The sequence below is a fragment of the Salinispora tropica CNB-440 genome (genome assembly GCF_000016425.1).
GTDB classification, from domain to species: Bacteria; Actinomycetota; Actinomycetes; order Mycobacteriales; family Micromonosporaceae; genus Micromonospora; species Micromonospora tropica.
Map to the genome: position 1 here is coordinate 3,743,456 of NC_009380.1, position 11,737 is coordinate 3,755,192.

Here is an 11,737-nt window from a genome sequence, read left to right on the forward strand (position 1 = left end):
CCGCTAGGGATGACATCGTTGTCTAAGGGTCACAACACTTTCGCTGCGGCCAGCTTTCGTCAACGTCAGCCCAGCCACGAAGAAGTAACGATGACATCACGAGCCGACCTACCAAAAGCCACTTAACACTCCTATTGGAGGCCGACTGTGGCCCGGCGAACATGAATCGTGCTAGCGACACCCTCGAGGCACTCGACACCTATTGACAACGTTGTCTACGGCCGACACGCTTTCTCCGACCATCGAGCGTGACCCCCCTCACGCTGGACGACCCCCTGGAGGATTCACGTGGGCAGACACCGGAGGGCGATCGCCATCGCGCTCGCCGCTGGCCTGGCGATACCGGGCACCCAACTGCCGGCGGCGGCGGCACCGTCGCCCGACACCGACTTCTTCTCCTCGTTCGATTCCGACGATTCGCAGCCGACCTGGACCAACACCGTGGAAACCGACGCGGCCGGAAAGTCCAAAATGTTCGGCGTAACCGGAAGACCAGATTCCGACGGAATCCCCGGCAACATCAATGACACGATTGTCGATGTAACCGCCAACGGCGACAACCCGCCCAACGAAACTGTCCGACGGGTCATCGACGGTGACGCGTCCACCAAATGGCTGGTCTTCGAGCCCACCGGTTGGATAGCGGCCCAGCTCGAAACGCCAGCGACCGTGGTGCACTACGCGCTCACCTCCGCCAACGACGTACCGGAGCGGGACCCGCAGGACTGGGAGCTACAGGGGTCGACCGACGGCGACACCTGGGTCACCCTCGACACCCAGACCGGGCAGGACTTCCCCGAACGGTTCCAGACCAAGGAGTACCGGTTCAGCAACGACACCGAGTACTCGCACTACCGCCTGGACATCACGGCCAACCACGGCACGGACATCGTTCAACTGGCGGATCTCCAGCTGTCCAACGGCGACACCACCCCCAAGCCGCCGACACCGATGTACAGCGTCGTCGACAACGGGCCCGCGGGAAGCCCCACCGCCAAGGCCAACGCCGGCTGGAGCGGCGAACACGCGCTGCGCTACTCAGGGGGACAGACCGTTGACGGGCGCGGCTACGCCTACAACAAGATTTTCGACGTTGACATCGATGTCACCGCGACCAGCGAACTGTCGTACCTGATCTTCCCCGAGCTGACCAAGGGTGATCTGGACTATCCGAGCACCTACGCCGCGGTCGACCTCGCCTTCGACGACGGCACCTACCTCAGCGACCTGAACGCGGTCGACCAATACGGGTTCGATCTCCACCCATCGAAGCAGGGGACCACGAAGTCGCTCTACGCCGACCAGTGGAACATCAAACGATCGTCCCTCGGCGACGTGGCCGCGGGGAAGCGGATCGACCGGATTCTGATCGGGTACGACAGCGACACCGGCCCCGGCACCTTCCGGGGCTGGGTGGACGACATCCGAGTGACCGGTAGCCCCGAGCGCCCCACCTACGACCGGCTCTCCGACTACGCCTTGACCACCCGGGGCACGAACTCCACCTTTGACTTCTCCCGAGGAAACACCTTCCCGGCGACGGCGGTGCCGCACGGCTTCAACTTCTGGACGCCGATGACCAACGCCGGCTCCAATAGCTGGCTCTACCAGTACCAACGGGACAACAACGCCGACAACCGACCGACGATCCAGGCGTTCACCGCCAGCCACGAGCCCAGCCCGTGGATCGGCGACCGGCAGACCTTCCAGGTCATGCCGTCGGCGGCCACCGACAAACCGAACGCCAACAGAACCGCTCGGGCCCTGGCCTTCCAGCATGCCAACGAGACGGCCAAGCCCCACTACTACGGCGTGACCTTCGACAACGGGCTCAAGACGGAGATCGCTCCCACCGACCACGCCGCCATGTTCCGATTCACCTTCACCGGGGACCGCGGCAACCTGATCTTCGACAATCTCAACAACCAGGGCGGTGTGACCCTCAACTCCGACGGCACCGTGACCGGCTTCTCCGACACCAGGCTGGGCAGCGGCGCCACCCGCATGTTCGTCTACGGCACGGTGGACCGCCCCGTCGTCGCCCACGGCGGGTTGACCGGCGGCGGTGGCGACAATGTGACCGGCTACCTGGCCTTCGACACGTCGACGGCAAAGGTCGTGACACTGCGGATCGCGACCTCGCTGATCTCCCTCGACCAGGCTCGGAAGAACCTGGCGTTGGAGATCGCCGAGAACGACACCTTCGACTCCGTCCGCGCCCGCGCCCAGGACCTCTGGGACGACAAGCTCAAGGTCATCGAGGTCGAAGGCGCCACCGACGAGCAACTCGTGACCCTGTACTCCAACCTCTACCGACTGTTCCTCTACCCGAACTCCGCGCACGAGAACGTCGGAACCGCGGACGCACCGGAGTGGAAACACGCCGTGCAGTCCTCCACCTCGAGCACGCTCCCACCCGGGACCACACCGACCGAGACCGGCGCGGACGTCGTGGCCGGCAAGGTGTACGTCAACAACGGCTTCTGGGACACCTACCGCACCACCTGGCCGGCGTACGCGTTGTTCAGCCCCACCATGGCCGGCGAACTCGTCGACGGCTTCGTCCAGCAGTACAAGGACGGTGGTTGGGTGTCGCGGTGGTCCGCCCCGGGCTACCGGAACCTGATGACCGGCACCAGCTCGGACGTCTCGTTCGCCGACGTGTACACCAAGGGAGTGCGCAACTTCGATGTCCGGGCCGCGTACGACGCGGCAGTGCGCAACGCCACCGTCGTGCCGCCGGGTAACCCCAACAACAGCAGCGTTGGCCGAAAGGGCCTACAGGACTCGATCTTCCGCGGGTACACGTCGACGACGGTCTCCGAAGGGGTGTCCTGGGGGCTGGAAGGCTACATCAACGACTTCGGCATCGCGAACATGGCCGCCGAACTGGCCGACGACCCGGATACCCCGGAGGCCGACCGGGCCCGTTACCGGGAGGAGGCGGAGTACTTCCGCAGCCGGGCGCTGAACTACGTGCACGCGTTCGACCCAGCGATCGACTTCTTCCAGGGACGCGACGCGTCCGGGCAGTGGAAGTCGACACCGGAGACGTACGAGCCGCACGTGTGGGGGCACGAGCACGACTACACCGAGACCAACGGGTGGAACTTCGCCTTCCACGTCCCGCACGACGGCGAAGGTCTCGCCAGCCTGTACGGAGGACGGGAGGCGCTGGCCGAGAAGCTGGACGAGTTCTTCGCCACGCCGGAGACGGGAACCTTCCCCGGCTCGTACGGCGGGATCATCCACGAGATGCGGGAAGCGCGGGACGTCCGGATGGGCATGTGGGGCTTCAGCAACCAGGTGTCGCACCACATCCCCTGGATGTACAACTACGCCGGGCAGCCTGCCAAGACACAGAAGATCGTGCGAGAGGTGTTGTCCCGTCTGTACCTCGGCAGTGAAATCGGCCAGGGGTACGCCGGCGACGAGGACAACGGCGAGACCTCGGCGTGGTACCTGTTCAGCGCGCTGGGTCTCTACCCGCTCCAGGTGGGCAGCGAGAACTACGTGATCGGTTCACCGCTGTTCACGAAGGCCACCGTGCGCCTGGACAACGGCAAGAAGATCGTCGTCAACGCTCCGAAGAACAGCGCCGACAACGTGTACGTGCAGGGGCTCAAGGTCAACGGAAAGCGACACGACCAGACCTGGATCTCCCACGACGTGCTGGCCGACGGCGCGGTGCTGGACTTCAGCATGGGCTCTGACCCGTCCTCCTGGGGCACTGGCGAGAAGGCACTCCCCATGTCGCTCACCCCGTCGGGCGAGGCTCCCCAGCCGTTGTCCGACACCCCGGTGACCGGTGGTCCGGCAGCACTGTCCGACGACACCTCCACGACCACGGCTCCGGTGGAGGCGCCGGTGCAGTGGGCGGTGGAGGGAAGCCCGGAAAGGGTCACGCACTACACCCTCACGTCGGGGCCGGACGACGGCACCGACCCCACCGGCTGGAGCCTGCAGGGCTCCTACGACGGCGACACCTGGACCACCATCGACAGTCGTGCGGGCGAGGAGTTCACCTGGCGGCTGCAGACCCGGTCCTTCGCCGTTGACCGGCCCGGGCGGTACCTGCACTACCGGCTCGCTCCGGAGGGCGGCACGGCTACCCCGGTCCTCGCCGAGGTCGAATTGCTCGCCACGGCGTCACCGGAGTGCACGACGACGGTGAGCGGCACCGTCAAGGGGCCCCTGAAGGTCGACTCCGGGGTCACGTGCTTGTCCGGGGCGACGGTCAAGGGGCCGGTTAAGGTGCAGGCCGGCGCCGCGCTCTACGCGGTCGACTCGACCATCTCCGGTCCGGTCGCCACCAACGGTGCCGAGGCGGTGGTGCTCCGGGAGGTCCAGATCGGTGGACCGCTGGCGGTGTCCCGGGTAACCGGCGAGGTGAGCATCGAACGCACCACCGTCGCCGGACCGGTGGCCCTGACGAAAAACCAGGCGCCGGTGATCGCGGCGGGGTCGGTCGGCGGACCGCTGTCGTGCTCCCAGAACACTGTCGCGCCCACCGACAACGGCGTGCCGAACTCGGTGAAGGGACCGACTTCCGGACAGTGTAAGGACCTGTAGCGATATCCGGGGCCGGCCGCTGGCACAGTGGCCGGCCCCACCGGTATCCGTTGCCGCTCAGTCGGCTTGGGCGGCCAGTTCCCCGGCGCGATCCCGGGCGGCCTCCAAAGCGGCCAAGAGCGCCGCCCGCACCCCGTGCTTCTCCAGCTCGCGGACGGCGGAGATGGTGGTGCCGGCGGGCGAGGTCACCGCCTCCCGCAGCTTTACCGGGTGCTCGCCCGAGTCGCGCAGCATGACCGCCGACCCGATCGCGGTCTGCACGATCAACTCGTGGGCGACCTGCCGGGGCAGGCCGAGCAGGATGCCCGCGTCCACCATCGCCTCAACCAGCAGGTAGAAGTACGCCGGCCCAGAACCCGACAACGCCGTGACCGCGTCCTGCTGTGACTCGGGGACCCGCAGGGTCCCACCGAGCGGGGTGAACATCTCCTCGGCCAGGGCCAGGTGCGCGCCGGTGGCGTGCTCGCCGGCGGAGATCGCCGACATCGCCTCGTCAACCAGAGCCGGGGTATTGGTCATCACCCGCACCACCGGGGTGCCCTCGGCCAACCGCCGGCTGAAGAAGCTGGTGGGCAGGCCGGCACAGAGCGAGACGACCAGCTTGTCGGCCGGAATCTTCGGGCCGATCTCGTCCAGCAGCGCAGCCGCGTCCTGTGGCTTGACCGCGATCACGAGCACCTCGGCCTCGGCCACAGCGGTGCCGTTGTCGACCACCCGTACGCCGTAGCGGACGTCCAGCTCCTCGGCCCGCGCCTGCCGCCGGGTGGTGGCCAACAGCCGCTCGATTGGCCAGCCCGAGCGCAGCAGGCCAGAGAGCATCAGCTCGCCGATCTTGCCAGCCCCCATGACTGCGACCGTGTGCACGCTATCCGCCATCGACCATTCCTCTTCCCGTGCAGGCCGGTGCGCGGCGGGCCGGGGATGGCCCACCGCGCACCGGGCGAACGATCAGCTACCGAAGAAGACCTCGGCCTCGGCGTACCGCTCCAGCGGCACGGTCTTCAGCTCACGGGTGGCCTCGGCCAGCGGCACGCGAACGATGTCCGTGCTCTGCATCGCCACCATCTTGCCCCAGTCGCCCTCGTGCACCGCGTCGATCGCCTGGAGACCGAGCCGGGTGGCGAGCACCCGGTCGAAGGCGGTCGGGGTGCCCCCGCGCTGGATGTGGCCGAGTACGACGGTACGGGCTTCCTTGCCGGTCTTGGCTTCGAGCTGCTCGGCAAGCCACTGGCCGACGCCACCGAGGCGGACGTGGCCGAAGGCATCCAGCTCCTGGTTGTGCAGGACCATCTGGCCCTCGAGCGGGTGGGCGCCCTCGGCGACCACGACGATCGGGGCGTACTGGTGCTGGAAACGCTTCTCGACGTAACCGGCGACCTGGTTCACGTCGAACTGCCGCTCTGGCAGCAGGATCACGTTGGCGCCACCGGCGAGCCCGGCGTGCAGCGCAATCCAGCCAGCGTGCCGACCCATCACCTCGACCACCAGGGTGCGGTGGTGGCTCTCGGCGGTGGTGTGCAGTCGGTCGATGGCCTCCATCGCGATGTTGACCGCGGTGTCGAAGCCGAAGGTGTAGTCGGTGGCGCCCAGGTCGTTGTCGATCGTCTTCGGTACGCCGATGACGTTGACGCCGAGTTCGTGCAGCTTCGTGGCCACGCCGAGGGTGTCCTCGCCACCGATCGCGATCAGCGCGTCAACGCCCTGGGTGGCGAGGTTCTCCTTGATCCGCTCAACGCCATTTTCGATCTTGAACGGGTTGGTCCGGGAGGAGCCCAGGATGGTGCCGCCGCGCGGCAGGATACCCCGTACCTCCGCGATTCCCAGCGGGCGAGAAAGACCCTCGAGCGGGCCCTTCCAGCCATCCCGGAAGCCCACGAACTCGTGACCGTAGTTGGCCACGCCCTTCCGAACCACCGCCCGGATGACCGCGTTGAGACCGGGGCAGTCGCCACCGCCGGTGAGCACGCCGATACGCATGATCTGCTCATCCTCCTGGGAACATTGGGTAAGCCCGGTTAAGCCCCAGGATATGTGTCAAAACAGACCATCGGCGCCGTTGCCGGCCCGGGGCGGGCCGTCATTGCGAACTGTAGTCCCGTCCGGTATGCGCCGACACCGCACCCCGGCTACCGAGCGGTAGCCAACTCCCCGGGGGGCGATACCTGGTCAGCGTCGACCCGATCCGGTCATCGCCTGCCACCGCGCCAGGTTGTGTCGCGCGTCCACCAGCGCATCATGCCGAGCCGCGTCCGCATCCGGCAACGGCGGACGACCCCGGTCATCCCAGAATTGACGCAGGTCCTTGGTGAAGCGGGGGATCTGCCGAGGCAGCGCCGGCATCGCCCCCCACAGCTGCGCCAACGACACGTGGTCGTACGCCGCATACCACGCCCACAGCTCCAGCTGCTCCCCGGGACGGTCCCGGACCGGCTCCAACAGGAACTCCTCCAACTCGTCGCGGATCCGCGCGCGGGACCGCCAGGCTCGATCCGCCGGCGACGGCAGCTGACTCAGCACATTACGGCGCACCCAGGGCACCGCCCGGGAATCGTCGAACTCGGTGGAGACGGCGTAGAAGTCACGGCCGTACTCATCGACGACGCCGATCGACACCAGGTCGATAGTGCGGCCGTCCTCGATGAACTCACAGTCGTAGAAGTAGCGATAAACCATCACCGCCATCCTGACGTACGCCGCCACGACCGGGCCGAGGTGGGTGCCTCCAGCCGGAGCACTCCGCGTCCTCGCAGGTCAGAGCTGGTCTCGGATAGGTCTCGAAGGTCACGCAAACGAATTGAGGGGTGTACAGCAAGCGACCAGGCCGTCATGATCTGATGTGTACCGCTACCGGAGGCGTCGGAGCACCCTGGCAGTCCCTGTCAGGCCACCCGGTGAGCGAGTCAAGGGTCCTTGACCGGGGAGGGGTTGGGCCGTGGAGGTGCGCCTACCGGAGCCAGGTGACGCGCTCACGGGCGTCGAGATGTTCGCCGGCCTCGAGCCAGAGGCCCGGCAACGGGTAATCGCGGCGGCGGTGCCACGCACCTACCGCAAGGGGCAGCTACTCTTCGTGGAGAATGACCCGGGCGAGTCCCTGATCGTGCTACGCCGCGGCGCGGTGGCCGTCTTTCGCACGGCGCCCACCGGCGAGCGGGCAGTGCTGTCGGTGATCCGGCCACCAGAGGTGCTGGGCGAGGTCTCATTGTTGGACGCCTCCACCCGATCGGCGTCCGCCGAGGCCATCGAGGACTGCGCCGCCCTCGCCCTGTCCCGGGGTGCCTTCATGGAGTTGGTGCACTCAAACCCGCGCATCCTCGACGCGGTGATGCGCTCCCTCGGCAGCCTGATCCGCCGGCTGACCGAGCAGAACGCCGACCATGTCTTCCTCGATCTGCCCGGAAGGGTGGCCAAGACGCTGGTCCGCCTGGCCGGTGAGAGCCAGGCCCCGATGATCACCATTGAGCTGAACCAGAGCCAGCTCGCCGAGATGGCCGGCGGCTCCCGGCAGAGCGTCAACCAGGCGATCGGCTCCTTCGCCAGCCGGGGCTGGCTACGCACCGAGGGCCGCCGGATCGTGGTGACCGACGTCGCGTCGCTGCGCCGCCGCGCCGGCATGAGCGAGCGCTGACGCCACGTACGATCGGGGCCGGGACGGGCGATCGGCCCCGGCTGGCCAGTCCGGCGACCGCTCCGATCGCAAGACGCGACCGAACGCACTCCCGCAACCGGCCCCCGGCGTGTCACGATTCAAGGCACGGCGGGCACAGACGCCGAGAGGGCTTCGGCAGCGCATCATGCGCGCGATGAGGAGGTTGTCCGGTGTCAGCGGGTGGAGCCCGCCGGGGACGGCGGGACAACGGGATCGACGCGAGCGAGTACGCGGTCGCCGGTGATGTGGATCCCCGGGTCGGTGAGCATCTTCTCGACGTGCTCGCCGCCGGCGGCATCGCCGCCTATCTACAGCCCTCGGCTGACCTCAACCCGGTCACCCGCACGACCACAGTCCCGCCCCGGCCGATCGACCGGCTGTACGTGGACCGCTCCCACCTGCGAACCGCCCGGGACTACCTGACCCAGCTCACCGACGAAGGCGCCACTGACCGGACCCGGGACGACGAACCCGACATCGAGGCCGAATGGGCCCGGATCGTCGCCGGCTTCCACACCACCTCCGCCAGGGGTGGTGACAACCGGTGGCCCGTCGCGGAGGACGTGGACGACGACCGGGCCGGTCGGACATCCACCACCGACACGCGTCGACTGCCCTACGCGGCGGACGTCTCCGGCGTCTCCGTCAGCCAAGGGCGAGAGGAGGAGCCGTCGCTACTCGAGGGGTTGGACACCTTCGGCGCGGACCTGCCCGACGACGACGATGAGGCGGAGCGGTACACACCACCCCCGCCCCCACCGTTGCCCCGCATCTCCAAGTACGCCGCGCTCGGCACCCTGGCCATCGTGGTCGGCTTCCTGCTCTTCCTCTTCCCGCCGCTGCTCCCGGTAGACCCGGGGATTGTCACCCTGCTCGGCTTCACCGGCATCCTCGCCGGCTTCGTCACCCTGGTCTGCCGGCTCCGCCCCGGCGACCGGGACGAACACGACCCGGACGACGGCGCCGTCGTCTGATCTGGGCTTCCTGGCCCGACCAAGCAGCCAACCCACCCCGTCGGCGTGCCCACCACGGCCCGCCCCAGTCGGGTGCGGGCCACCCACCGATTCGGCCAGCCCCACCGGTTGCGGGCCGGCCGAGCACCCATTCAGAAGCCGAGGCGTAACATTGGTGTAACTTTCGGTTAGTAAGAATACTGCTGTCCGTCATTCCCCCTCCGCCGGCTACCGGCCCTGTTCCCCCTGTTGCGGCGGTCTCCGGCAGATCGGAAACGCCTGAGGTGCGACAGAGTTCCCTGGTGGTGGTCGCCAACCGCCTCCCCATCGACGACAGTACGACGCCCGACGGTGCCTGCGAATGGCGTCGCAGCCCCGGTGGCCTGGTGAGCGCCCTGCACTCGCCGCTACGGCAGACACCCGCCACCTGGGTGGGGTGGGCGGGTGGCACCGGGCCCGCCCCGGCGCTGCCGGACGTTGACGGTGTCCGCATGCACACGGTGCCGCTCACCGCCGACGACCTGCGCGACCACTACGAGGGCTTCGCCAACGCCACGCTCTGGCCGCTCTACCACGACGCCGTCGAACAGCCGGAACACCACCGCCGCTGGTGGGAGGCGTACCAGCGAGTAAATCAACGGTTCGCGGCGGCCGCCGCCGAGGTGGCCGAACCCGGTGCCGTGGTCTGGGTGCAGGACTACCATCTACAACTCGTACCCGGCCTGCTTCGGGCGCTCCGCCCGGACCTGCGAATCGGCTTCTTCCTCCACGTGGCGTTCCCACCGCCCGAGCTGTTCATGCAGCTCCCCCGGCGAGCCGAGCTGCTGCGCGGCATGCTCGGCGCCGACCTTGTCGGCTTCCAGCGGGCCCAGGCAGCGCACAACTTCGCCCAGCTCGCCGACCGGGTGCTCGGGCTGCCCGCCACCGACCACCGAATCGCCGTTGACGGCCGGATCGTGCGCGTCGGTTCGTTCCCGGTCTCCATCGACACCACCGAGATGACCGCCCTGGTCGAACGGCCCGACGTCGCCGACCGGGCCAGCCGGCTCCGCCGTGACCTGGGCAGCCCGGAACACGTGATCCTCAGCGTCGACCGAATGGACTACACCAAGGGCATCGAGCAGCGGCTGAAGGCGTACAGCGAGCTGATCGCCGACGGACACGTCAAGGTACGGGACACCGTCCTGGTCCAGGTGGCGGTGCCCAGCCGCGAGCGGGTGGGGCAGTACCAGATCCTCCGCGAGCGGGTGGAGCGCGAGGTCGGCCGGATCAACGGCGAGTTCGGCCGCGTCGGCGAGCCGGCCATCCACTACCTGACCCAGCCCTTCGACCGCGCCGAGTTGGCCGCGCTCTACCGGATCGCGGATGTGATGGCGGTAACCCCGCTCCGGGACGGCATGAACCTGGTCGCCAAAGAGTACGTAGCCGCCCGGGTGGACGACACCGGTGCGCTACTGCTCAGTGAGTTCGCCGGTGCCGCCGCCGAACTACCCCAGGCATACCTGGTGAACCCACACGACCTGGAAGGCCTCAAGCAGGGCCTGCTTGCGGCGCTGCGGGCTCGGCCGGAGCAGGTCCGCGAGCGGATGCAGGCCATGCGGACACACCTGCGCCAACACGACATCCACGCCTGGGCTCGCTCCTACCTGTCCGCTCTCGACCAGGACAGCACCCTGCTCAGCCGACTCGGTACGACCCCCTGACCGACCCACCCGGGCTCAAGCTGCCGGACCGCTCCTTCTCCAGCCAGTCAAGGATCGCGTCGATCGGTTCCCGCCACCCGGCGTCCAGCATCACATCGTGGCCCATGCCAGGGAAGAGCAGCGGGGCCGAGGCGTACCGGCGGGCCGCCCGGGTGAGTGCCGAGCGCGGCACGACCCGGTCCTCCGGGCTGCCGAGCACCAGCACCGGCGGGTCGCCCACAGCCGGCTCGGGCTCCCGCCCGAGCAATAGCTGCCACTGCGCACGCCGGGCGGGGCGGCCCAGTCGGGACAGGTGCCGCCGTGCCTCATCACGGGGCAGTTCCCGACCGAACAACTGGACGCGGCTGCACCGCAGCCGGCCACCGAAGAGCGCGGGCAGCGTCCCCAGGGGATTACGGCGCAGCGCCGTCAACGCCGTTACCCAACCGCCGAAGACCGGCGCCGCCAACACGGCGGCGCGGGCCGGGTAGCGGGCCAGGGCGTGCGCGACCACCAGCGCCCCGGCGCCGTGCCCGACCAGCACCGCCTGGCGGGGCAGGCCCGCGGCCACCTGCACCACGTCGTGGGCGTACGCCCGCAGCGTGGCCTCCGACGCCGGTCCACTGCCAGCCTGCCCACGCAGACTCAACGCGTACCCAGAGAAGCCGCGCTCGGCGGCGTGCCCCAACCAGTGCTCCGCGAACGCCCAGGCGCCGTGACCGAAGCCCGGTACGAACAACAGCGGCGGTCGGCCCTCATCCAGCCCGGGCGTGGCCTCGAGCACCTCGCGCCGAACGGGACGGACCGGACGGGCCCACTCCCGTCCTCGCATGATCCGCACCTGCTGGGTCACCGGGTAAACCCTCCGCTCGCGACTGCGGGGC

At 68.5% G+C, this 11,737-nt stretch carries 8 protein-coding genes; 4 read left to right on the forward strand and 4 right to left on the reverse strand.

The window, feature by feature from the left end; translation table 11 throughout:
* Positions 1–288: 288 nt before the first annotated feature.
* Positions 289–4,572, forward strand: coding sequence for a GH92 family glycosyl hydrolase (locus STROP_RS16355; RefSeq protein WP_012014476.1), 4,284 nt, complete (start codon positions 289–291; stop codon positions 4,570–4,572).
* Positions 4,573–4,629: 57 nt separating this feature from the next.
* On the opposite strand, the gene proC is transcribed toward STROP_RS16355, so the two are convergent.
* The 3 genes from proC to STROP_RS16370 form a co-directional block, all read right to left on the reverse strand.
* On the reverse strand, positions 4,630–5,448 hold the full coding sequence (gene proC / locus STROP_RS16360) for a pyrroline-5-carboxylate reductase (protein ID WP_012014477.1): 819 nt from the start codon (positions 5,446–5,448) through the stop codon (positions 4,630–4,632).
* Between the two features lie 72 nt (positions 5,449–5,520).
* Complete coding sequence (locus tag STROP_RS16365; RefSeq protein ID WP_012014478.1) at positions 5,521–6,549, reverse strand: 6-phosphofructokinase; 1,029 nt, start codon at positions 6,547–6,549, stop codon at positions 5,521–5,523.
* 189 nt (positions 6,550–6,738) lie between these two features.
* A complete protein-coding gene (locus STROP_RS16370; protein ID WP_012014479.1) occupies positions 6,739–7,245 on the reverse strand; it encodes a polyadenylate-specific 3'-exoribonuclease AS in 507 nt (168 codons plus the stop codon).
* Positions 7,246–7,504: 259 nt separating this feature from the next.
* On the opposite strand from STROP_RS16370, the gene STROP_RS16375 reads away from it, so the two are divergent.
* The 3 genes from STROP_RS16375 (at position 7,505) to STROP_RS16385 (ending at position 10,874) form a co-directional block, all read left to right on the forward strand.
* The gene (locus tag STROP_RS16375; RefSeq protein ID WP_012014480.1) at positions 7,505–8,197 is read left to right on the forward strand and encodes a Crp/Fnr family transcriptional regulator; all 693 of its coding nucleotides are present in this window, start codon (positions 7,505–7,507) and stop codon (positions 8,195–8,197) included.
* A 191-nt stretch (positions 8,198–8,388) separates the two neighbouring features.
* Entirely contained in the window at positions 8,389–9,192 is an 804-nt protein-coding gene (locus STROP_RS16380; RefSeq protein ID WP_012014481.1) for a hypothetical protein, read from the forward strand.
* 263 nt (positions 9,193–9,455) lie between these two features.
* Positions 9,456–10,874, forward strand: coding sequence for an alpha,alpha-trehalose-phosphate synthase (UDP-forming) (locus tag STROP_RS16385; RefSeq protein WP_012014482.1), 1,419 nt, complete (start codon positions 9,456–9,458; stop codon positions 10,872–10,874).
* On the opposite strand, the gene STROP_RS16390 is transcribed toward STROP_RS16385, so the two are convergent.
* The gene (locus STROP_RS16390) at positions 10,849–11,706 is read right to left on the reverse strand and encodes an alpha/beta hydrolase (protein WP_043535431.1); all 858 of its coding nucleotides are present in this window, start codon (positions 11,704–11,706) and stop codon (positions 10,849–10,851) included. The two genes, STROP_RS16385 and STROP_RS16390, sit on opposite strands and share 26 nt — an antisense overlap.
* Positions 11,707–11,737 lie beyond the last annotated feature (31 nt).